This is a genomic window from Rhizobium sp. BK418, assembly GCF_004341105.1.
Lineage (GTDB): Bacteria > Pseudomonadota > Alphaproteobacteria > Rhizobiales > Rhizobiaceae > Rhizobium.
Genome location: NZ_SLZK01000002.1, coordinates 408,443 through 430,454 on the forward strand (window position 1 = coordinate 408,443; position 22,012 = coordinate 430,454).

The 22,012-nt window shown below is 58.5% G+C and carries 23 protein-coding genes, 2 tRNA genes and 1 pseudogene; 10 read left to right on the forward strand and 16 right to left on the reverse strand.

Annotated elements, in window-relative coordinates; all coding sequences use genetic code 11:
- The first annotated feature begins 110 nt into the window (after positions 1-110).
- The 5 genes and pseudogenes from EV281_RS08025 (at position 111) to EV281_RS08045 (ending at position 4,702) form a co-directional block, all read left to right on the forward strand.
- A tRNA-Gln gene (locus EV281_RS08025) sits at positions 111-184 on the forward strand.
- A gap of 436 nt (positions 185-620) precedes the next feature.
- Positions 621-971 (forward strand): hypothetical protein, encoded by a 351-nt coding sequence (locus EV281_RS08030; protein WP_132652569.1) that lies wholly within the window; start codon positions 621-623, stop codon positions 969-971.
- Positions 972-1,564: 593 nt separating this feature from the next.
- Positions 1,565-2,677: pseudogene (locus tag EV281_RS31570) on the forward strand (methyl-accepting chemotaxis protein); the annotation flags it as partial.
- A gap of 578 nt (positions 2,678-3,255) precedes the next feature.
- A complete protein-coding gene (locus EV281_RS08040; RefSeq protein ID WP_132652571.1) occupies positions 3,256-3,813 on the forward strand; it encodes a hypothetical protein in 558 nt (185 codons plus the stop codon).
- A gap of 232 nt (positions 3,814-4,045) precedes the next feature.
- Complete coding sequence (locus EV281_RS08045; RefSeq protein ID WP_132652572.1) at positions 4,046-4,702, forward strand: hypothetical protein; 657 nt, start codon at positions 4,046-4,048, stop codon at positions 4,700-4,702.
- A 34-nt stretch (positions 4,703-4,736) separates the two neighbouring features.
- Here EV281_RS08045 and EV281_RS08050 read toward each other — a convergent pair whose 3' ends face one another.
- Genes EV281_RS08050 through EV281_RS08060 form a run of 3 tightly spaced genes read right to left on the reverse strand, consistent with a single transcriptional unit; the run spans position 4,737 to position 6,720 of the window.
- Entirely contained in the window at positions 4,737-5,531 is a 795-nt protein-coding gene (locus EV281_RS08050) for an anti-sigma factor (RefSeq protein WP_132652573.1), read from the reverse strand.
- Entirely contained in the window at positions 5,528-6,133 is a 606-nt protein-coding gene (locus EV281_RS08055) for an RNA polymerase sigma factor (RefSeq protein ID WP_132652574.1), read from the reverse strand. Before EV281_RS08055 ends, EV281_RS08050 begins: the two co-directional genes overlap by 4 nt.
- Positions 6,134-6,183: 50 nt before the next feature.
- The gene (locus tag EV281_RS08060) at positions 6,184-6,720 is read right to left on the reverse strand and encodes a tetratricopeptide repeat protein (protein WP_132652575.1); all 537 of its coding nucleotides are present in this window, start codon (positions 6,718-6,720) and stop codon (positions 6,184-6,186) included.
- 173 nt (positions 6,721-6,893) lie between these two features.
- Here EV281_RS08060 and EV281_RS08065 point away from each other — a divergent pair, with 173 nt between their 5' ends.
- The 3 genes from EV281_RS08065 (at position 6,894) to EV281_RS08075 (ending at position 9,769) form a co-directional block, all read left to right on the forward strand.
- On the forward strand, positions 6,894-7,946 hold the full coding sequence (locus tag EV281_RS08065) for a type III polyketide synthase (RefSeq protein ID WP_132652576.1): 1,053 nt from the start codon (positions 6,894-6,896) through the stop codon (positions 7,944-7,946).
- On the forward strand, positions 7,943-8,446 hold the full coding sequence (locus EV281_RS08070; RefSeq protein WP_132652577.1) for an isoprenylcysteine carboxylmethyltransferase family protein: 504 nt from the start codon (positions 7,943-7,945) through the stop codon (positions 8,444-8,446). The genes EV281_RS08065 and EV281_RS08070 overlap by 4 nt, the downstream gene beginning before the upstream one ends.
- Positions 8,447-8,521: 75 nt before the next feature.
- A complete protein-coding gene (locus EV281_RS08075; RefSeq protein ID WP_132652578.1) occupies positions 8,522-9,769 on the forward strand; it encodes an FAD-binding oxidoreductase in 1,248 nt (415 codons plus the stop codon).
- A gap of 272 nt (positions 9,770-10,041) precedes the next feature.
- Here the strand turns inward: EV281_RS08075 and EV281_RS08085 are convergent, their stop codons facing one another.
- The 8 genes from EV281_RS08085 to EV281_RS08120 form a co-directional block, all read right to left on the reverse strand.
- Positions 10,042-10,587 (reverse strand): gluconokinase, encoded by a 546-nt coding sequence (locus tag EV281_RS08085; protein ID WP_132652579.1) that lies wholly within the window; start codon positions 10,585-10,587, stop codon positions 10,042-10,044.
- A 42-nt stretch (positions 10,588-10,629) separates the two neighbouring features.
- A complete protein-coding gene (locus EV281_RS08090) occupies positions 10,630-11,472 on the reverse strand; it encodes a dipeptide ABC transporter ATP-binding protein (RefSeq protein ID WP_132652580.1) in 843 nt (280 codons plus the stop codon).
- A complete protein-coding gene (locus EV281_RS08095) occupies positions 11,472-12,323 on the reverse strand; it encodes an ABC transporter ATP-binding protein (RefSeq protein ID WP_132652581.1) in 852 nt (283 codons plus the stop codon). Before EV281_RS08095 ends, EV281_RS08090 begins: the two co-directional genes overlap by 1 nt.
- A gap of 1 nt (position 12,324) precedes the next feature.
- A complete protein-coding gene (locus EV281_RS08100) occupies positions 12,325-13,215 on the reverse strand; it encodes an ABC transporter permease subunit (RefSeq protein ID WP_132652582.1) in 891 nt (296 codons plus the stop codon).
- 9 nt (positions 13,216-13,224) lie between these two features.
- Positions 13,225-14,229 carry an ABC transporter permease subunit gene (locus tag EV281_RS08105; protein ID WP_132652583.1) on the reverse strand — a complete coding sequence of 335 codons (1,005 nt, stop codon included), beginning with the start codon at positions 14,227-14,229 and terminating at the stop codon, positions 13,225-13,227.
- A gap of 87 nt (positions 14,230-14,316) precedes the next feature.
- Positions 14,317-15,912, reverse strand: a complete 1,596-nt coding sequence (locus tag EV281_RS08110) for an ABC transporter substrate-binding protein (RefSeq protein WP_132652584.1) — start codon at positions 15,910-15,912, stop codon at positions 14,317-14,319.
- Between the two features lie 348 nt (positions 15,913-16,260).
- Positions 16,261-16,740: an iron-responsive transcriptional regulator RirA gene (gene rirA, locus EV281_RS08115; protein WP_132652585.1), complete on the reverse strand. Its 480-nt coding sequence runs from the start codon at positions 16,738-16,740 to the stop codon at positions 16,261-16,263.
- A gap of 171 nt (positions 16,741-16,911) precedes the next feature.
- Positions 16,912-18,408: a CoA-acylating methylmalonate-semialdehyde dehydrogenase gene (locus tag EV281_RS08120; RefSeq protein ID WP_132652586.1), complete on the reverse strand. Its 1,497-nt coding sequence runs from the start codon at positions 18,406-18,408 to the stop codon at positions 16,912-16,914.
- Positions 18,409-18,588: 180 nt separating this feature from the next.
- Between EV281_RS08120 and EV281_RS08125 the strand changes: the two genes are divergently transcribed.
- Positions 18,589-18,900 carry a putative quinol monooxygenase gene (locus EV281_RS08125; protein ID WP_132652587.1) on the forward strand — a complete coding sequence of 104 codons (312 nt, stop codon included), beginning with the start codon at positions 18,589-18,591 and terminating at the stop codon, positions 18,898-18,900.
- Positions 18,897-19,778 (forward strand): LysR family transcriptional regulator, encoded by an 882-nt coding sequence (locus tag EV281_RS08130; protein ID WP_132652588.1) that lies wholly within the window; start codon positions 18,897-18,899, stop codon positions 19,776-19,778. The genes EV281_RS08125 and EV281_RS08130 overlap by 4 nt, the downstream gene beginning before the upstream one ends.
- Before the next feature lie 273 nt (positions 19,779-20,051).
- On the opposite strand, the gene EV281_RS08145 is transcribed toward EV281_RS08130, so the two are convergent.
- The 5 genes from EV281_RS08145 to EV281_RS08165 all read right to left on the reverse strand — a co-directional run bounded on the left by EV281_RS08145 (position 20,052) and on the right by EV281_RS08165 (position 21,940).
- Entirely contained in the window at positions 20,052-20,234 is a 183-nt protein-coding gene (locus EV281_RS08145) for a hypothetical protein (protein WP_132652590.1), read from the reverse strand.
- A gap of 30 nt (positions 20,235-20,264) precedes the next feature.
- Entirely contained in the window at positions 20,265-20,702 is a 438-nt protein-coding gene (locus tag EV281_RS08150) for a DUF4174 domain-containing protein (protein WP_132652591.1), read from the reverse strand.
- 116 nt (positions 20,703-20,818) lie between these two features.
- Positions 20,819-21,058 carry a helix-turn-helix transcriptional regulator gene (locus EV281_RS08155; RefSeq protein WP_132652592.1) on the reverse strand — a complete coding sequence of 80 codons (240 nt, stop codon included), beginning with the start codon at positions 21,056-21,058 and terminating at the stop codon, positions 20,819-20,821.
- A 223-nt stretch (positions 21,059-21,281) separates the two neighbouring features.
- Positions 21,282-21,358: transfer RNA gene (locus EV281_RS08160), tRNA-His, on the reverse strand.
- Between the two features lie 132 nt (positions 21,359-21,490).
- Positions 21,491-21,940 carry a phasin gene (locus tag EV281_RS08165; RefSeq protein ID WP_132652593.1) on the reverse strand — a complete coding sequence of 150 codons (450 nt, stop codon included), beginning with the start codon at positions 21,938-21,940 and terminating at the stop codon, positions 21,491-21,493.
- Between the last annotated feature and the right edge of the window lie 72 nt (positions 21,941-22,012).

Sequence of the window (22,012 nt, forward strand, 5' to 3'; positions counted from 1 at the left end):
TTTTCACCCGCGTTGGAAGGGCCGAAATTTTTCAAAACGGGTATTTGCAATCCGCCAGCTTTTGTTTATAAGCGCCGCACACCAGCCGAACCGACGCGGTTCGCAGCTGCTGGGGAATAGTTCAATGGTAGAACAGCGGACTCTGACTCCGTCGATCTTGGTTCGAATCCAGGTTCCCCAGCCAATTCTCGCTAAATTCCCTTCATTCCTTGATTTTCCAGTCGTGCCGGATCCCGTTTTGGCATCATTGGCGACCTGATGCCTAGAACTGTAGCCCCACGCCAGTTAAGCGCGGCGACGGCACAACTGGCAGGCGAGGGCAAACTCCTTAAGGCGGTCAGCCACGACGTCGCCTGCTCCGATAGACGCGTTCAATATATTCGTTAACTGCCGACATTCCCCACCCTCCTTTGTTATTTCCATTCTCAAAGGTGCGGGCAGAGAAGGACCGGCGCAAATACGCCGTACATTTAATATTAAGCGTTTACTCTTTAGATTATCAATATTTGGCCGCACCATGAAGATCGGCGCAAGAATTTAGTTGTCCAGACAGATGATCTGTTTCAGACACCACGGCCGTCGGCATGTTAACTGGACTATGTTCGCGATCGCAAGAAGATTTGACGCTGGCCGTTACTAAACAGGCCCATTCCGTCGATCAGGAATCACTCCACCCGCTGCCTGTGGCCGCCACCTTTCTGGGGGCCTTGCTTGCCTTAATCACCCTTTGGTCTGCCAGTCCTCGAAATGATTCAGTTTTAGTTGTAAGCAATCCTTTCGATCCGCCCGGCAGGGCATTGTCGATCATCGGTGAGGCTGGCGGCTCCTTCGTCGGCAACGGCCGCGTGCCGTGGCTTTCCATCGCCTATTCATCGGAACCCGGTTTCGCCTCACGGCTTGTCCGTGCAGGCGCCCTGTTCGCACTCAGCAATCCCTTTTCAGCAACTTGCCTTCAGGAAGCAGTGAAATGACTGCCATCGCTCGTATCCGCCAGCGCATTTCAATCATCATCATTTCCCTCCTCTGGCTCAATTACCTGCTCATTCTCAGCAGGCTGGCGATTGCCGGAAGCGGATTCGACTGGACCGCAGCCTTTGCCCCGCTGGTGGTCGTGCTGGCCGCGACCGCGTGCTGGCTGAAATCCCGATATGGCTCCATGACGCGGTTTCTAACCTCGATCGCCCATGCGATGACCGTCGCCGCCCTCGTCTATGCCTTCGCCGGATCGCCGCTCCAAATCGACATGCACATGTATTTTTTCGCCAATCTGGCGATCTGCGCGGCATGGTTAGACTGGCGTGCCGTGGCTGCTTACACGGCCTTCGTCGCCGTGCATCACCTGCTTCTCTATGTTCTCCTGCCCTGGGCCGTGTTCCCGGGCAGTTCGGACCTGACGCGCGTCGCGCTCCACGCGGTCGTTCTGCTTCTAGAAGCGGGCGTCCTGTTCTTCCTGTCCCGGACACTTATTTCAGCGATGCGTTCGGCCGAGAACGCGACCAACGAAGCATATGCTGCCAAGATCAGGGCCGACGAAATGGCCGAGCAGGCGAAGAGGGCCGATCTACAGATGGCCGCCGAACGCGAGCGGTTGGCGGCAGAAGCCGAAGAGGCGGCGCAAATCCGGCTGGAACAGGCGACAGCAGCCCTTGCAGGCGGCCTTCGGCGGTTGGCAAACGGCGATCTCTGCACCCGGCTCGATACACCCCTCTCCGCAGAATTCGAAGCCCTGCGTTGCGACTTCAACATTTCCATCGAGAAACTGGAAACGGCCCTGATGCAGGTAGCCCAGAATACTCGTGGTATTGAGGCAGGTTCGAACGAAATTCGTTCCGCAGCCGACGTCCTTGCCAAGCGTACCGAACAGCAGACCGCAGCCATTGAGGAAACCGCAGCCGCACTGGAAGAGATCACCGCGACAGTGAAGAACTCGACCAGCCGCGCGCAGGAAGCGGGCCAGCTTGTCAGCCGTGCAAAGACAGGTGCAGAACAATCTGGCGAGGTCGTCCGCCGTGCTGTCTCCGCAATGGAAGCCATTGAGAAATCGTCCGGCGAGATCAACAATATCATCGGCGTGATCGACGAGATCGCTTTCCAGACAAATCTGCTGGCGCTCAATGCAGGTGTTGAAGCCGCGCGAGCCGGAGAGGCCGGAAAGGGCTTTGCGGTCGTCGCTCAGGAAGTGCGCGAACTGGCACAGCGTTCCGCCAACGCCGCCAAGGAGATCAAGACACTCATCGGCACTTCGAGCAAACAGGTTCGCGAGGGTGTACAGCTTGTCGGCGATACCGGCCGCGCTCTGGAAACCATCGTTGCCGAAGTGCAGGAGATCAACCGCCACGTCGCCGCCATCGTGGAAGCGGCGCAGGAGCAGTCCTCCGGTTTGCAGCAGATCAACACCACCGTGAACCAGATGGATCAGGACACCCAGAAGAATGCAGCAATGGTAGGAGAGACCACCGCTGCCACACACAGCCTGTCCGGGGAAGTGTCTTCGCTCAACGAGCTTCTGACCATGTTCAAGCTGTCGGGCAAAGCGCGTCAGGCATCGGCTACGGTGCGCGCGGCAAGCAGCTCGGAAAGGCCTGCGGCATTGCCGACGAAGGCGCTAGGCCGCAAGATCGCCAGCGCCTTCGTCGGCAATGCCGCCGTCAAGCAGGATGGATGGGAGGACTTTTGATGAAAATCGTCCGAATATCGGCGTCGACATCACCCGGGAACTGGTGGTCGTGATCGGCGCGATGCCCGAACATTGTAAGCGCTGCACTTTTCCTACAAAGTTTGTAAGCAAGTTTTCAAAACGAGATCATCACCTTAATTGGTGTGCTTACGAAATTACGAAGTTACGGCACATTTCCAACTCTCATAGGAATAACCCGCAGTCTCCCACGCCCCGTCTCTCCTGTGTTTTGCCATAATTTCGGTAAGTTTGTAATCAGACAGCTAAGCAACTGAAATCATTATTCGAATTTTCTTACAAAATGATATGTAAAATCGTAAGCGCCGTAAGCAACCTGCAGGTCGGCCCGTAAGGAAGAACCATTGGAAGGCCAGCGCCTCCGCGACAGCGCGCGCACGTTCTGGAAGACTCGTTCCTGCCCTCATCAGGCATAGTCACTTTATCATCCGCCGTTTCGCCCAAAGCCTCCTGTTCAGATCTTCAGTTACCACCAGCCTGCATTCGCAACACAGCGTAGTAGCAAAACCTCAACCTTCCGCCGGTAGAATCGCTCCCATTCCCTGGAGACGGTTCGAGCCATGAAGACCTTTTCTGCCCTTTTGCTGACAGCATTTCTCATTCCGGCGACAGCCCGGAGCGAGACGGCGTCGGGCGAGACGGAATGGATGGGCGAAGCGCGGCAGTGGTCGGTCGGGTTCGTCGATGAGAAGCCCTCCTATTGCCGGCTGGTCTGGAACAACGAACTCGGCAAGACGGTCGAATTCCGCCAGAGCCTCGACAGCGTAATGTGGCTCGTCTCGAAGGATGGCTGGGATATCCCCAAGGGCACGACGACCCAGGTCACGCTTGTCGGCTATTCCGGCACCAAGGCTGTTGCGGCCAAGGGCTTCGACAGCAAGACGCTTCGCATCGTGCCCGCCGACGGGAAGACGGGTGTGGCGCAGATTAAGACGATCCTGAAGAATTCGTTTGTCGGCACGCCGGATATGGAACTGGATTTTTCCGGCGACGAAGGAAAATGGGTGGTGCCGCTGTCGCGAGTCCAGCAGATGTACACGACCTACGTCAACTGCCTGAACCGGCTCGTCCCTGCCAATCAGGTCAGCCCGGTTTCCGACAAGACGCAGCCGTTCTGAAGCAGATTACGATCTTCAGATCGGGTTTCCACGCTGGCAGTCTTTGTTGACGCAGTAGTTGCCACAAGACCGTTGGACACTTTTGCGCGACCTGCTTTCGAACCGCGCATCTGCGTCGCCACGCCGCAGCATCGCGCCACAAATTCGGCCCGCGCCACAATGATCATCCTTCTCGCCCGCCGGTATGCATGCGGGCAGTTGGATGGTGTTCTTCCCGTTTCAGGAGGTCATTGTGCAAAAACTTGGTATCGCATTCCTCATGAGCGCCGCGGTGATTGCTGCCCCAGGCCTTGCCAGCTTGGCGCAGGCTCAGACTATCGCCCATAAATCCAAGGATACCCATGTGCTCATCGTGCGCCTGCCGGATGGCTCGCTCGAGCGCATCCGCTATGCGGGTAATCAGCCGCCGCAGGTCCGCATCGACGGCGAGCCCGATCCGGCGCCTAACCTCTTCGATCCCTTCTGGCCTTCGTCGCCCTTTGCCGATCTAGACCGCATATCCTTGGCGATGGACCGCGAGGCTGCGGCGATCATGCAGCAGGCCGACAGCATGATGCAGGCATCGCCGGGCGATATGGCGACAGCCGGGCTGGGTGAATTGCCTGCCGGCACGCAGGGCTATTCGATGGTCTCGACCATGTCCGGCAACGGCATCTGCACCCGAAGCGTCCGTTATTTCAGCACCAGCGACGGCAAGCCGCATGTGGAGAGCAGTACATCGGGCAATTGCGCGCCGGGCAAGGCGGCAAGCATACCGGTTCCGACGAAGACGCCTCGGCCAGCCTTCAAGCCGAAAGCCTCTGGGATCATCGAAGTGAACGCAGAGCCACCCATCAGAGATGGTGGTGCGCCACAGGCAGGTCTGCGGCTTGCGAGCGCAGTGAATTGATGTGTTGAGGTAGACGGACGGCAGCCGTCGTGCTCTAGACCGAAATCTTGCTCCGAACCGCATCGGCGATCTCGGTCATGCGGTCGACCGAAGCATGGCCAATGAGCATGAAGGCGTGTGTGGCGCTTGACCAGTAGACGACATTCATGCCCTTGCGACCTTCGATGTCAGGTGCCTTGGGGCCGACATCGGAGGCGACGATGCAGAGTGCCATGGGCCCGGTCTTCGGGTCCAGATAAGCGATCTGGGCGAGTGGCTTGCCGTCATATTGCAGGATTTGGGCGCGTTTGAAGTCGATATCCTGCACGGCGATCTGCTCAGGCGAAAGCTGCAGGCCGAGGCTTCCGTCCAGACGGGCAAGCTGCGCTGCCTGCACATCTGCCGGCGGAACGGGACCGGCGAGCGTCTCCGGCGTATAAAGCGAGATATATTCGGCGACGACGGCGCGCCATTCGCTGTTTTCATCCTTGCCCGAGAACCTTGCACTAAGGCCGATCACGGTGCGGTCGACAGCGATACCAGCAACAACCGAAGCGGCAAGCGCGCCGAGAAAGCCGCGACGGGTCACGAAGGCACTCGCGCTTGCAGGCTGTGCGGCGGGAATAGCTGAGAGCATGGCTTCGAGCTTTGCCTGCGGGGCGGCATCGAGCAGCGGCGCGAATGCTTCCTTATAATGCAGGCTTGCGCGAGCCAGAAATTCAAGTCGGTCGGCGACAGCCTCGTCGGCCTCAACAAGCGCTTCGATGCGGGCAGCCTCTTCAGCGCTCACTTCACCATCGATGAAGGCGGTCAGTTCCTCGTCGGAGGGCATTACGTGCTTCGTGCTCATTCAAATCCCCCTGCCGACACGGTCTCGGATAGCTTCGCGCGGGCGGCTGCCAGCCGGCTCATCACGGTGCCGATCGGAACATCCATGACGGAGGCGACCTCGCGATAGGAAAGCCCTTCCACATAGGCGAGGAACACCGCCGATCGCTGCGCCTCCGGCAGCGCGTTCACCTGTTTCAAAACCTGGTTTGCCATGACATGCGTTTCGGTATCGCGAGCGCCATCGACGGTGAGTGTCTCGTCAGCATCGACGAAGCCCTGTCCCTGGCGGACGCGGCGGGCGCGAATCTCGTTCAGCCAGATGGAATGCAGGATCGAAAACAGCCAGCGATCGAGCCGCGTGCCGGCGACGAACTGATCGACCCGTTCCAGCGCGCGAACACATGTCGCCTGGACGAGATCATCTGCGACATCACGCTGATGCGAAAGGACGAGGCCATAGCGCCACAGACGCGCGAGGTGCTCCGTCAGGCCGCTCCTGATATCCGCTTCGCTCGCGATGGCTGCCTCCGCGCTTATTGGCTGTTTCGGAACCGCCGGTCCTGCCGGCGATTCCGTTCTGCCGTGACTATAGGCAGGAAATGTGGTGTATGCGACCGACATCCGGAAATACCCTTCAATCAACCTTGCCTCTCTCCTGCCGCGGCCAGAGCTCAGATCTTCGACGGATCGAGGATTGCGGCGTTGAGGTCCTGATATTCTTCGCAGCCCGTGCCGCAGATCGCCTTGATGGTGGTCAGTTGCTCCTTGGCGAGGTCGAGCTGACCCTTGATGACGTAGGCTTCGCCGAGATATTCGCGAACCTTGGCGTATTGCGGATCAAGCTTTACCGATTGCAGATAGTAGGAAATGCCTTCATCCGTGCGGCCGAGTTTGCGGGTGACGTAACCGCGGTAGTTCAGCCATTCGGCGTTGTTCTGATCCTTGACGGTGTCGAGCATGGCGAGCGCTTCATCATAGCGACCGGCCTTGGCAAGCGAGTAGGCGTAATCGGTACGGTTCTCATCCGTCACGTTGGAGCTCTGTTGCTTGACGCATTTCTTGGTCTTCTGGTCGTATATTTCGCCCTTCTTGCAGACCGGCGTGGTGCTGCTGTCGTTGCCGATTGCGAAGACAGGACCGGAGAAGGCAGCGGCGGCAATGCAGCTGCCGAGCACGAGGGAAGCGATGCGGACAGTCTTGATCGTCATTGGATAACTCCTCGAAAAATGACGTTGCGAGGAGTGAACACCGCTGCATCAAGCTTTATTCGGTACGCTCCAGCATTTTTCCGATCACGGCTTCGTGAAACGCGATGCTTCGAATAAACTCTCCAGCCAGCGTGTTTTCCGCTTGTTCCGCCGGGAACGACAAGGAGAATATTGTGGCTCAATCCGTCAGACTGTTAAGTCTCGTCACCGCCGTGCCTGAACATGTCATTCCTCAGCGCCAGGCCGCCGAGACCTCCGCTCGCCTGTTTGCCGATCGTTTCAAGGAATTCCGCCACCTCGCGCCCGTATTCGAGAATGCCGGCATCGAGAAACGTCATGCCGCCCGTCCCCTCGCGTGGTTTGAAGAGATGCATGGCTGGCGGGACAGGATGGAGGCTTATGAGGAGGTCGCGGGTTCGCTGTTCGTCGAGGCGGCAACGCGCGCACTTGATCAGGCCGGGCTGACGGCCAATGCGGTCGATTGCGTGGTAACGGTTTCCTCGACGGGCATCACCACGCCGAGCTTCGATGCGCGGCTCGCGGGCCGGCTCGGGTTTCGCGCGGATATCGAGCGCGTGCCCGTCTTCGGACTTGGCTGCGCTGCCGGCGTTTCCGGCTTTGGTATCGCCTCACGGCTGGCGCGCAGCCGACCGACCGCCGTGGTACTCTTCGTCGCCATCGAACTTTGCACACTGGCGTTCCGGCTAGATGAATTGACCAAGCCGAACATCATCGCCACCGCCCTCTTTGGTGACGGGGCTGCAGCCTGCGTGCTGCGCTCCGGCGACGGCGGTATTGCGGAGGTGGAATCGGCGGGTGATCATCTCTTTCCGGATACGCTCGATATCATGGGCTGGAAGATCGATGATACCGGCTTCGGGATCCTGCTGGCGCAATCGCTGCCGCCCTTCGCGGAAAAGGAACTCGGTCCGGCAATCGACAGCATTCTGGCGCGTGCCGGCCTCAAGCGCGGCGATATCAACCGTTTCATCTGCCATCCCGGCGGCACCAAAGTGGTGACGGCTATGGAGAGTGCGCTTTCCATGGCGCCTGATACTCTCGACATCGAGCGGTCGGTACTTGCCGAATACGGCAACATGTCCTCGCCGACAGTGCTTTTCGTTCTGGAGCGCGCGATCCGCCGAGGATTGCCCGATCGGGCGGCTATGATCGCCATGGGACCGGGTTTTACGGCAAGCTGCGTCACATTGCGGAGGATCCCATGATGTGGCCATCGATCGCTTTGCTGACTTTCGTGACTGTGCAGCGGCTCTCCGAGTTGGTCATCGCGCGCCGCAACACGATGGCGCTCTTTGCAAAAGGCGCGCGCGAAATCGCGCCCGAACATTATCCCTACATCGTGGCGCTCCATACGAGCTGGCTCGTCGGGCTCTGGGTGCTGGCAACGGGTCAGCCGATCCAGCTCTTCTGGTTCGGCCTCTTCATGCTGCTGCAGGTGCTGAGGCTATGGGTATTGGTAACGCTCGGGGAGCGATGGACGACGCGTATCATCATCCTGCCCGGCGCGCCGCTCGTCGAAAGCGGCCCCTACCGCTTGTTCAAACATCCCAACTACATGATCGTGACAGGCGAGATCGCCACCCTGCCGCTCGCCTTCGGCATGCCGTTTTATGCGCTCGTCTTTTCGCTTCTCAATGCCGTCATCCTGACCATCCGCATCAGGGCTGAAAATGCCGCACTGAAAAGCGCAATGATTTTGAAATGAAATGTAATTTTTCGTTTGCGCCGCAGCATTGAGATGGGCATTTTAGGCCCGATAATACAGCGGAATGCAGGGGAAATGACGAAAAACGCAATTGTGCTCGGCGCTGGCATCGTCGGGGTTTCGACGGCCATCCATCTTCAACGTCGCGGTCGGCAAGTAACCCTCATCGATCGCAAGGAGCCGGGCAACGAAACCTCCTTCGGCAATGCCGGTCTGATCCAGCGCGAAGGCGTCATGCCCTACGGCTTCCCACAGCAGCTCGGCCTGCTGCTGCGCTACGCGCTGAACAACCGTATCGATGCGCATTATCACCTGAAAGCGCTGCCGAGCCAGCTCGCCTTCCTCGCCCGCTATTGGTGGAATTCCAATCCGAAGCGGCACGAGATGATCACCAGGGCCTATGCGCCGCTGATCGAGAATTCGATCACTGAGCACAAGGACCTTATCGAGGCATCGCACGCTGAAGCGCTGATCCGCAAGGATGGCTGGATGAAGATCTTCCGTACCGAGGCCAAGCGCGACGAAGCCTTTGCGGAAGCCGCTGTCTGGAAGAACCAGTTCGGCGTCGGCTACGAGAGCCTGACCTCATCTGATATTGCCCGTCTGGAGCCGAACATCACGGGTGATTTCGTCGGCGGCCTACGCTGGATCGACCCGTGGTCGGTTCTAGACCCGCATGCGTTGACGCGCGCCTATCGCAGCTATTTCGAAAGCCTCGGCGGCCGTTTCGTAATCGGTGATGCGGCATCGCTTGGACCGGTCGGATCCGGCTGGAAGATCATGACGTCGGAAGGTTCGCTGGAGGCCGATGATGTCGTGCTGGCGCTCGGCCCCTGGGCCGCGGTTGCGACACGCCGCCTCGGCTATTCCTTCCCGCTCGGCGTCAAGCGCGGCTACCACATGCATTATGGTATCAAGGGCAATGCGGTGCTCAACAACTGGACGCTGGATTCCGAGCGCGGCTATTTCCTGGCGCCGATGAACCAGGGGGTACGCCTGACAACGGGCGCGGAATTCGCAGCGCTCGACGCACCTAAGACGCCGGTGCAGCTCGACCGGGCCGAAGCCGTGGCACGGACCATATTTCCGTTGGGAGAGCGGCTGGATCCGGAACCGTGGATGGGCGCCCGCCCCTGCACGCCCGACATGATGCCGATCATTGGCAAAGCGCCGCGCCATCAGGGTCTGTGGTTCGCCTTCGGCCATGCCCACCACGGGCTGACGCTCGGACCGGTAACGGGTCGTGTACTGGCCGAATTGATGACCGGCGAGACACCGTTCATCAATATCTCGGCTTATTCTCCCGGCAGATTCAACCCTTAGAGTCTTTCCTGGCTAGATTGCAGCATTCTGTTGGCTCAAACGGAGTCGGATGGTCGACCGGCTGGCGCGCGTCTTAGCCAGATCTACGGCCAAACCGGCCGGTCGATCAGGCGGCCCGTTTCAGCCAACCCCGGTGGTTTGCTTGCAAACCAGCTAGGGCCGGGCATCTTTCCGCCAGGATCAAAGGCGATCGGCTCGGACGTACCTTGGGGTATGCCCTTCGCCAATCGCCTTTGCCCTGACGAAAACCTGCTCCGGCAGAATGCTGCAAGCTAGCCAGGAAAGGCTCTAACGCCAAGCTCGGCGAGAGCCTTCAGGGCTTCCGCCGCAATATTTTCAATCGTGTCGTCGATGTCGACCGTCACGACACCCTTTTCCCCTGTCGGCACTTCCAGTGTCTGCAGCTGGCTCTCCAGCAGCGAGACCGGCATGAAGTGGCCTTTGCGGTGGCCCATGCGTTCCGTCAGGAGTTCCTTCGAGCCTTCGAGATAGACGAAATAGAGGTTGCCGCCGACAGCCGCTCGCAGTCTTTTGCGGTAAATGCGCTTCAGCGCCGAGCACGAAACGATGATGCCTTCGCCCTTTGCAAGCGACGCCTTCATCGTTTCACCGATGCGATCGAGCCAAGGCATCCGGTCCTCGTCGGTCAGCGGAATGCCCTTCGACATTTTCTCGACGTTGGAAGCGGGATGAAGGGCATCGCCTTCGACAAATCGAAGGTGGAGACCCATAGCTATTTCTTCGCCGATCGAGGATTTACCGGAACCGCTAACGCCCATGACGATGATCGCATGGAGAGTTCCGTTATGCTCTGTCATTGCTCATCTCGCTCATCGTTCCGGCGCCGGAAATCTGCGGCCTCAAGAGACCGCAGACAGGGCAGCATTCTTGCGTGCAAGACGCGCCTTGATGGTATCGACATCCGCCCGCGGCGTCGCTGCAAACAGGGTCTTTGTATAGTTGTGCTGCGGATCGCTGAAAACCTGATCCCGCGTACCGTATTCGACTGCCTCACCGAAATACATCACCATCACCTCGTCTGCCATGTAGCGGACGACCGAAAGGTCGTGGCTGATGAAGACATAGGTCAGGTTCAGTTCGTCCTGCAGGTCTGCCAGAAGGTTCAGCACCTGTGCCTGCACAGACAGGTCGAGTGCGGAAACCGGTTCGTCAAGAACCAAAAGCCGAGGCCTCAGCATCAGCGCCCGGGCAATGGCAATGCGCTGGCGCTGACCGCCGGAGAACATATGCGGGTAGCGGTTGAAGTGAACGTCCTGTAGGCCGACCTTGCGCAGCATCGCCATTGCCAGGTCGCGCCGTTCGGCGTCCGGCGTATTGGTGTTGATGATCAGCGGCTCCATCAGGATGTCGCCAATCTTCTTGCGCGGGTTCAGAGATCCATAGGGGTTCTGGAAAACGATCTGCACTTTACGGCGGATCTCCGGCGTCAGGTCGCCCTGGAAGATATCGACCTTCTTGCCGTCGATGAAGAGCTCACCTGCCGTGGCCGGGTCGATCATCGTTATGATACGGGCAAGAGTGGACTTGCCGCAGCCGCTTTCGCCAACGATCGCCAGCGTCTTGCCCTCTTCCACGCTGAAGCTTACGCCCTTGACGGCATGGACCGTTCTCGCCTTCTTGAACATACCGCCCGGCAGGTAATAGTCGCGGACGATGTTTTTTCCTTCGAGAACTGGCGTCATCAGGCCGCTCCCTCCACAGTCTTGTTTGGATTGAAAAGTTCGCCGATGGTCGGCAGCCGGTCGCCCGTCGCATTTTCCGGAAGGGCGGCGAGCAGTGCCCGCGTGTAATCGCTCTTCGGAGATTCGAAGAGCGAAAGCACGTCGGCCTCTTCCATCTTGCGGCCCTTGTACTGGACGATCACCCGGTCGGCCGTTTCCGCGACCACGCCCATATTGTGCGTGATCATGATCAGGCCCATGCGATGCTCCGTCTGCAGGCGCATCAGGAGATCGAGGATCTGCTTCTGAATGGTGACGTCGAGTGCGGTGGTTGGCTCGTCGGCGATCAGGAGCTTCGGATTGCAGGCGATGGCGATGGCGATCATGACGCGCTGGCACTGGCCGCCCGACATCTGATGCGGGAAGTGGTTGAGCCGCTCGGCAGGATCGGGAATGCCGACCGCCTGGAAAAGCTCGATCGCGCGCTTGCGACGGGCAGCCTTATCGAGACCGAGGTGAATTCTCAGCACTTCCTCGATCTGGAAGCCCACGGTGAAGCAGGGGTTGAGGCTGGCAATCGGCTCCTGAAAGATCATCGACATATCCTTGCCGATGATTTCGCGCCGCTTGGCTGCGGACATGCCAAGCAGGTTCTGGCCGTCAAAGACCATCTTGTCCGCCGTCACCTTCGCCGTCCAGGGCAGAAGACCCATGGCGGCCAGCATTGAGACCGATTTGCCGGAACCGGATTCGCCGACGATCGCCAGAACCTCGCCGGCATCGACCTTCAGCGAGACGCCGTCGACGGCGCGGAAGGGTCCGGTCGACGTCTGGAATTCGACAACGAGATTTTCAATTTCGAGAAGCGCCATCTCAGGACCTCTTCATCTTGGGGTCGAGCGCATCACGCAAGCCATCGCCCATCAGATTGATAGCGAGAACGGTGATGAGGATCGCAAGACCCGGAAATGTTACGACCCACCAGGCGCGCTGGATGAACTCGCGGGATTCGGCAAGCATCGTGCCCCATTCAGGTGTCGGCGGCTGAGCGCCCATGCCGAGGAAGCCGAGGGCGGCTGCATCGAGGATCGCGGCGGAGAAGGCAAGCGTTGCCTGGACGATCAGCGGGCCAAGGCAGTTCGGCAGGATCGTCTTGAACATCAGGCGGAAGGTGCCGGCGCCGGCCACCCGGGAGGCCACCACATATTCCTTTTCACGCTCGCTCATGACGGCGGCGCGTGTCAGGCGCACGAAATGCGGCTGGTTGACGATCGAGATCGCGATCATGGCGTTGAGGAGGCCGGGACCAAGGACCGCAACGAGCACGAGGGCCAGAAGCAGCGATGGGAAGGCCAGGATGATATCCATGAGGCGCATGATGACGATATCGACGCGGCCGCGGAAATAACCGGCAACGAGGCCGATCAGCACGCCCGCGACCACCGACAATGTGACGACCACGACACCGATGAACAGCGAGAAACGTGCGCCGAAGATCAGGCGTGAAAGGATATCGCGGCCGACAGCGTCCGTTCCAAGCGGATAGGAGAAGCTGCCGCCATCCATCCAGAAAGGAACGGAGAGCAGAAGCTGGCGATTCTGCTCGTTCGGCGCATGCGGCGAGACGAGCGGTGCGAAAACCGCCATGATGAGGATGATGAGGAAAACGAAGAGGCCGATGACGGCGCCCTTGTTTCGGGAGAAGTAGTACCAGAATTCCGTAAGGGCGGAGGGCTGGTCGGATTTTGCAGTTACCGTGCTCATGAACCGCTCCTAGTGTCTGATACGCGGGTTGATGAAGCCGTAAGCAAGGTCGACGATCAGGTTCACCAGCATGATGATGCCGGCGATCAGAAGAAGACCGCCCTGGACGACTGCATAGTCGCGCTTGAAGACAGCATCGACCATCCACTTGCCGATGCCCGGCCAGGAGAAGATCGTTTCGGTCAGGATGGCGCCTGCGAGCAGCACGCCGACCTGCAGGCCGATCGTGGTGATGACCGGGATCATGGCGTTTCTCAGCGCATGAATGCCGACGACACGCAGCGGGGCCAGACCCTTGGAGCGGGCTGTGCGCACATAATCTTCGCCCAGCACTTCAAGCATGGCCGAACGCGTCTGGCGGGCGATAACGGCGAGCGGGATGGTGGCAAGCACTACCGTCGGCAAAATGAGATAGCTGACTGCCGAGGCAAAGGCGCCCTTCTGGCCGGAGAGCAGACTGTCGATCAGCATGAAGCCGGTGACGGGCTTGAAGAAATACATAAGCGAGATGCGACCGGAGACCGGTGTCCAGCCGAGATAGCCGGAGAAGAAAATGATGAGCAGCAGGCCCCACCAGAAGATCGGCATCGAATAGCCGATGAGGGCGACACCCATCACGCTCTGATCGAACCAGGTCCCGCGCTTGACCGCGGCGAAGACGCCGGCAGGTACACCCAGAAAGATAGCCACGAGGATGGCGCAGAGCGAAAGCTCGAGTGTTGCCGGGAAGAGCGTGAAGAACTCGCCAAGAACCGGGCGCTTGGTGACGATCGAGGTGCCGAGATCACCATGCAGCACTTTTCCGAGATAATCGAAATACTGCACATACATGGGCCGATCGAAACCGAGATCGTGCATGATCTGGGCGTGACGTTCGGGCGCCATGGTTCGTTCGCCCGACAATAGCATGACGGGGTCGCCAGGGAGCAGGCGGATGAACGAGAAGGCGATGAGCGAAACGCCGAGGAAGGTCGGTATCAGGACTGCGAGGCGCCCGATGAGAAATCGCAACATAGCAGGTTGTCCAATAGTTTCCGGCGGTCAGGTGGAGACCTGACCGCCGGTCGAGCCCGGTTTCAGCCGGGCAGTTTATCATTTTTCTTATTCGGCGATATCAACGCCGTCGAAGCGGTGAATGCCGAGCGGGTCCATATGGAAGCCCGACACTTTCTTGCTGACCGGTACGAAAACCAGCGAGTGGTCGAGTGCTGCCCAGGGAGCTTCCTTCTTGAAGATCACCTGTGCTTCTTCGTAGTACTTGGTGCGCTCAGCAACGTCAGCCGTTTCCTTGGCCTTCGTCATCAGAGCGTCGTAGTCCTTATTGCACCACTGAGCGCGGTTGTTGCCGCCGACGGCATCGCAGCCGAGCAGCGTATCCATGAAGTTGTCCGGGTCGCCGTTGTCGCCGGTCCAGCCGAGGATGACGGCGCCGTCACGCTTCGTGTCGGAGGAGAGCTTCAGGTATTCGGCCCATTCATGGGTAACGATCTCTACGTTGACGCCAATCTTGGCAAAGTCTGCCTGGATGAGTTCGGCGGCGCGACGCGCGTTCAGCATGTACGGGCGCGAAACCGGCATTGCCCAGACCTTCATGGAAAGGCCCTTCACGCCAGCAGCTTCGAGAGCCTTCTTGGCGCCTTCCGGATCGTACTTGTCGTCTTCGACCTTATCGTTATACGACCACATGGTCGGGGGGATCGGGTTCTTGGCAACCTGGGCAGCGCCCTGGAAGACGGCGTCGATGATCGCCTGCTTGTTGATCGCCATGTTCAGCGCACGGCGGACTTCCGGCTTGTCGAACGGAGCCTGCTGGGTGTTGTAGGCGAGGAAGCCGACGTTCAGGCCCGGCTGTTCCATGACCGTGAGGTTGGCGTCCTTCTTGAGGTCGGCAACGTCGGCAGCGTTCGGATACGGGATCAGGTGGCATTCGCCAGCCTTGAGCTTCTGGGCGCGGACAGCGGCATCAGGGGTGATCGCGAAAACGAGATCGTCGATCTTTTCCTTGCCCTTGAAGTAGGATTCATTGGCCTTGTAGCGGATAACGGCATCCGGCTGATAGGCAACGAAAGTAAAGGCGCCCGTGCCGACCGGCTGCTGGTTGAGCTGGGCCATCTTGCCGTCAGCAGCGAGCTTGTCAGCATATTCCTTGGAAACGATGGATGCGAAGTCCATGGCGAGGTCGGCCAGGAACGGTGCTTCCGGATGGTTGAGCGTGAACTTGACCGTCAGGTCGTCGACCTTCTCGACCGACTTGATGAGATCAGGGAAGCCCATGCCAGCGGCGTATTCGTAGGAACCGCCCTCGACATACTTGTTCCACGGGTTGTCGGACTTGATCTGGCGCTCGAAAGAGAAGACGACGTCGTCAGCGGTGAGGTCACGCGACGGGGTGAAGAAATCGGTCGTCTGGAACTTTACGCCGGGATGCAGCTTGAACGTATATTCCGTGCCATCGGGAGAAACCGTCCAGCTGTCGGCGACGCCCGGCTCGATCTCGGTACCGCCGTGCTTGAATTCGACGAGGCGGCTGTAAACCGTACGCGAAGACGCGTCGAAGGTCGTGCCCGCCGTGTAGAGGCTCGGATCGAAGCCTTCCGGCGATCCTTCAGAGCAATAGACAAGCGTCTTGGAATACGCGGCGGTGGCCATGACCGAAGCCAGGGCTGTCGCTGCGAGCAGGACAGAGAACTTTTTCATGATGTCGTTTCCCAGGTTTGTTCTTTTTTGATCTTTAGATCGGGCGCTCAATATCCCGATCAGCGGGCCGATGGAACGATATTTATTTGCTGAACGCAACGGCATCCGCAGAAAATTTTTCCAGAAAAGTGATTTTAGAAATTTTCGGTCAAAAATAGGCCAAATTTTGCAAGATTGAGGCACATTTAATCCGATTCTCGTCGCTTTTGGTATAATTTCGCGTCGCGAAACGGGTTTGAAACCGGTTTCAAGGCACTGTGATATATCAACTGTCCGTGAGCCATCAGCGAAAAACCACGACCATCGAAAAATGGCCGTGGTTCACGATGCTATTAAAGTATTGCGATGTCAGGCTGCCGGCGCCGGGACTGCGGACTTGCGATAATCATGCTCTCCTGTCAGGCCGAGCAGGAAATTGATCTGCGGCCGCGCCTTGACCAGATCGTCGATCGAATATTCGGTCAGCACATCGAAGAAAGCGTTCAGCGCCTTGCGCAGTGCCGAGTTCAGCCCGCAGCTATCAACCAGCGGGCACTCGATCGCGCCATCTTCAAAGCATTCTGCCATGGCAAAACTGTCTTCGGTGACCCGTACCACGTCGAACAGGCTGATATCGGTCGCCGGCTTGCCAAGACGCACGCCACCGTTGCGGCCGCGCACGGTCTCGACCAGCCCCGCCTTGTTGAGCGGCTGCAGAATCTTGAAAAGGAAAAGCTCGGAAACACCGTATGCCCTGGCAATCTCCGGGATCCGGCTCAGCTGTCCTTCATTGGCAGCACAATACATCAACATGCGAACCGCATAGTTGGTCTGCTTCGTCAACCGCATGCCGATCTCCTGAATCGTCTTTACGAAGGGTATATAATGGCTTTCGCAGTTTTGAACAATTCCAAAATATGAAATTTACATTCACGTTTCCCGCGACTGCTCGCCGCAGGATTTCAAATGAAAACGGGCCCTTCTCGGGCCCGCCTCCAAAATGACGAAAGATTATTCGGATTACTTCATCGTCGGCATGACGAATTCGGCATCGCCCTTGATGCCCGAAGGCCAGCGCGCGGTGATGGTCTTGGTTCGGGTCCAGAATTTGATGGAATCCGTGCCGTGCTGGTTGAGGTCGCCGAAGCTCGAAGCCTTCCAGCCGCCGAAGGAGTGGTAGGCGAGCGGCACCGGAATCGGAACGTTGATGCCGATCATGCCGATATTGACGCGGGAGGCGAAGTCGCGGGCGGCGTCCCCGTCGCGGGTGAAAATCGCGACGCCGTTGCCGTATTCGTGCTTCATCGGCAGAGACAGCGCTTCCTCATAATTATGAGCGCGGACGACCGAGAGAACCGGTCCGAAGATCTCGGTCTTGTAGATTTCCATCTCCGGCGTGACATTGTCGAACAGGCAGCCGCCGACAAAATAGCCGTTCTCATAACCCTGAAGCTTGAAATCGCGGCCGTCGACGACGAGCTTGGCGCCCTCTTCGATCCCCTTGTTGATCAGGCCCTGGATGCGGTTATAGGCATCCTTGGTGACGACCGGGCCCATATCGGCCTTGTCGTCCGTGTAGGGACCGATGCGCAGGGACTCGATCTTCGGCACCAGCTTTTCGACGAGGCGGTTTGCCGTTTCCTCGCCAACCGGCACGGCAACGGAGACAGCCATGCAGCGCTCACCGGCCGAACCGTAGCCGGCGCCCATCAGGGCGTTGACGGCCTGGTCCATATCGGCGTCCGGCATGATGATCATATGGTTCTTGGCGCCGCCGAAGCACTGGGCGCGCTTTCCGTTCATCGCAGCCGTTCCGTAGACGTAACGGGCAATCGGCGTAGAGCCGACGAACGAGACGGCGCCAATGTCGGGATCGGTGAGGATCGCATCGACAGCGGTCTTATCACCGTTGACAACGTTCAGGATGCCGGCCGGCAGTCCGGCTTCGATCATCAGTTCGGCAAGGCGGATCGGCAAGGACGGATCGCGCTCGGAAGGCTTCAAGATGAAGGCGTTGCCGCAGGCGATTGCCGGGGCGAACATCCACATCGGGATCATGCCGGGGAAGTTGAAGGGCGTAATGCCGGCGCCGATGCCGACCGGCTGACGCAGCGAATACATGTCGATTGCCGGACCGGCACCTTCGGTGAATTCACCCTTGGCGAGATGCGGAATGCCGCAGACGAATTCGCAGACTTCCAGGCCGCGGATAACATCGCCCTTGGAGTCCTCCACTGTCTTGCCATGCTCGCTGGAGAGCAGCGTGGCGAGCTCGTCCATGTGCTGGTTCAGGAGATCGACGAACTTGAAGAAAACACGGGCGCGGCGCTGCGGATTGGTCGCAGCCCATTTCGGTTGCGCTGCCTTTGCGTTTGCCACAGCAGCGCGGAGTTCTTCGACACTCGCGAGCGCGACCTTTGCCTGCACTTCGCCGGTCGCGGGGTTGAAGACGTCGCTGGTGCGGCCGCTTGTGCCGGCAACCTTCTTGCCGCCAATGAAATGACCAATCTCACGCATGGGTTTCCTCCTGATCTCTATGCATGGCGCAACAATCGCACTTCAATTTGCACAAATCAATGCGCTACGATAAGCAACCGTTGTGCGTATATTATAGCCCTGGTGTCGTTGCATCAGGTGGATTACTTCAAAACTTGGCACGACATCAGGACAAGTCAAACCCAATGAGAGGTCAAAGCGATGAGCGGGAGACGGATGGTCAGAATGGCTGAACTGGAGATCGATCCGGACAAGCTCGAAGAGTATCGTGCATTGCTCACAGAAGAGATCGAGGCATCCGTCGCGCAGGAAGACGGAGTGCTTTCGCTGATCGCTGTTTCCATCAGGGACAATCCAAGTAAGATCCGCATTCTTGAAGTCTATGCCGATCAAGAAGCCTACGAGGCGCATCTGCGGACAGCCCATTTCCTCAAATACAAGAACGGCACATCAGACATGGTGAGGTCGCTGACCCTCATCGATGTCGATCCGATTGTGATGCTTTCCAAATGAACTGGGACGACGTTCGCATTTTCCTCGCCGTTGCCCGCACCGGGCAGATCCTCGCCGCCTCGAAGCGGCTGGGGCTCAACCACGCCACGCTCTCTCGTCGATTGACATCGCTGGAAGAGGCTTTGAAGACTCGGCTGTTCATTCGCCGCACGAATGGCTGTGAGTTGACGGCCGAAGGCGAGGTGTTCCTGACGTCCGCCGAGCGGATGGAAACGGAAATGCTCGCCGCGCAGGCCAATCTCGGCCACACCGATACGGCCATTGCCGGAACAGTGCGCGTTGGCGCGCCCGACGGGTTCGGGGTTTCCTTCCTCGCACCGCGCATGGGAAGGTTGATCGAACGCCATCCGGAACTAAAGATCCAGCTCGTACCGGTGCCGCGCTCCTTCTCTCTGTCGCAGCGCGAGGCTGATATCGCGATCACGCTGGAGCGGCCGGAACAGGGCCGGCTCGTTTCCTCCAAGCTCACCGATTATACGCTCGGGCTCTATGTATCGCGCGACTATCTCGCCCGGCACGGAAAGCCCGACGATGTCGATGCTCTCAAGGCCCATCCCCGCATCGGCTATGTCGAGGATCTGATCTTCACTGCCTCGCTGAATTTCTCCGGCGAGGTGATGCGCAGCTGGGACGCGGGTTTCGAAATCTCGACGGCGATCGGCCAGACGGAGGCCGTGCGCTCAGGTGCCGGCATCGGCATACTGCATGACTATATTGCCCGGCAATATCCGGAGCTGGTGCGAATCCTGCCGCAGGTCTCAATCCGGCGCGCTTACTGGACGACCTATCACGAAAGTGCGCGCGATCTGGTGCGCGTACGCAGCGTCATCGATTTCCTGCAGGAGCTCGTCAACGAGGAGCGACAGATTTTCCTATGACACTTAGAGTCTTTCCTGGTTAGATTGCAGCATTCTGTTGGCTCAAACGGAGTCGGATGGTCGACCGGCCGGCGCGCGTCGTAGCCCAGATCTACGGCCAAGCCGGCCGGTCGATCAGGCGGCCCGTTTCAGCCAACCCCGGTGGTTTGCTTGCAAACCAGCTAGGGCCGGGCATCTTTGCGCCAGGATCAAAGGCGATCGGCTCGGACGTACCTTGGGGTATGCCCGTCGCCTATCGCCTTTGCCCTGACACAAACCTGCTCCGGCAGAATGCTACAATCTAACCAGGAAAGGCTCTAATAGATGCTTTGCCGGTTCCTCGTTCTCGTCAGGATTGGGAAGGGGTGTTTCATCCGGCAGGCGATCGGGCTCCGGCTCCTTTATCGGCGGCTGCGGCTTCCAGCCCGGCGAAGGCATTGGCGGCTGATCGGGAATAGGTTCGTTGGGGACGGACATGGCCGGCTCCTTTACGATTGCAATGTCAGATTATTTGTCTTGCTTGACGGCTTCGGCTGCGCGTACCGGCATGCTGTCGATGATGGCGAAAAGTTCACCGGCGCTGATCGGCTCGCTGACCTTCAGCTTTACCGTTCCATCCTTGCCGACCAGAAAGGCAGCAAATTCTCCCATATCGGGCGTTTCCAGCTCTTCTCGAAGCGCCTGACCATTCAACGCGTGTCCGCTTCCAAACAGCGATTTGATGCTTGATCCGACAAGCTTGACAATGACGATGTCTCGCTCCTCAAGAGCGGTGCGATCAGCAAGCAGGAGGTTTTCCTGCCGCGCGGCGCGGGAATTGTCTCGATCAGCGATAACAACGAAAACACGGTTCTTCCATTGGAACTGTTCGAGGCTGGCGACAGCCGCATAGGCGGCATTCGTTTCATCGATCTTCGTCGCGCCGTAAAGAAGGGTTTTCGACATACGCATAACTCCCGTTGACCGTTTGAACGGCGCGGGAGCCGCAAGAGTTCCAACCCTGTCCCCTAAAAAGAGGACGACGGCCGATCAGAAAAATGCCGATCGGCCCTGTCGCCTTGTCAGATATGCAGAAAAGCCGAAACCGGAACCTGCAGAGCAGCAGCGATACGCTTCAGCTTTGCCGGATCGGCGCTTTCGCCATTTTCAATTTCAAGAATTTCGCCATTGGCCAGACCGCAGGTAACTGCGAGATCTTCAATGCTGTAGCCAACCGCAGTACGTGCGTCCTTAACCGCAGCTGCCACGTCAATCGGGGAAACCGCGGTCGATTCCTCTATATTCTGAACAGAAATGGACATCAAATTCTCCTTAATGCCTCGGTGGACTGTCCCTACCCCCAGGCGGCAAACCGCCAGCATTTTGCGACGCAACGAGAACATCGGGCGATTGCTGCATCGCACCGCACATAAATAGGTAAACCAATGTTAACGGCAATAGCAAAATGCGAGCAGGCATCATTTTGACGTGAAAAAACGCCGATGCCGCGTATTGCCGTCAAAGGAAACCAACTTATGGGGGAGATGGTACGGTTGAGTGGGGTCGAACCACTGACCTCAGGTGCCACAAACCTGCGCTCTAACCAACTGAGCTACAACCGCACAATGCCGCGTTTGGCGCGACGGGGGTCACATACGAGGACTTGAACTTTAATTCAAGTCCCGATTTGCACTCAATATACAAAAAGGCTGAACGCGTGGTCCAGCCTTTTATTGGCTATCGAGAGCAATCGATCAGGCAGCCTTGAAGGATGCCATGGCCTTTTCGGCAGCGTCCTTGGAAGGCTTTGCAACCTTCTCGGCAACCTGCTTGGCGGTTTCCTGCAGCGACTTCGCCTGCTCGACGGTCAGTTCAGCCTGCTTGCGCAGGAAAGAGGTCTGCAGTTCGACGAATTCGGCGACGGACTTGACGCCGAGAAGCGCTTCCATGTGAGAAAGCGAGCTCTCAGCGTTGATGCGGAGCACGTCGATTGCCTTGAGGCCGAGTTCAACGCTGCCAGCCTGTGCGGTCTGGACGGTTGCTTCAAGCGTCTTGCCGGCTTCTTCGCCTGCAGACTTCAGCTTGGCATAGGCTTCCTTGGACTGCTGAGCACCCTTTTCAGCGAAGTCGCGGAAGGACTCTGCCAGTTTGCTCGGGTCGAAAGAAGCAATTGAAAAAACGTCATCGGTCTTTATGGTAGCCATCGGATAGCGTCCTTTGAGGTGGGCAAATCCCGTGCCCGGCGTTAAATTGGATATGTCTTATATAGGGCATTT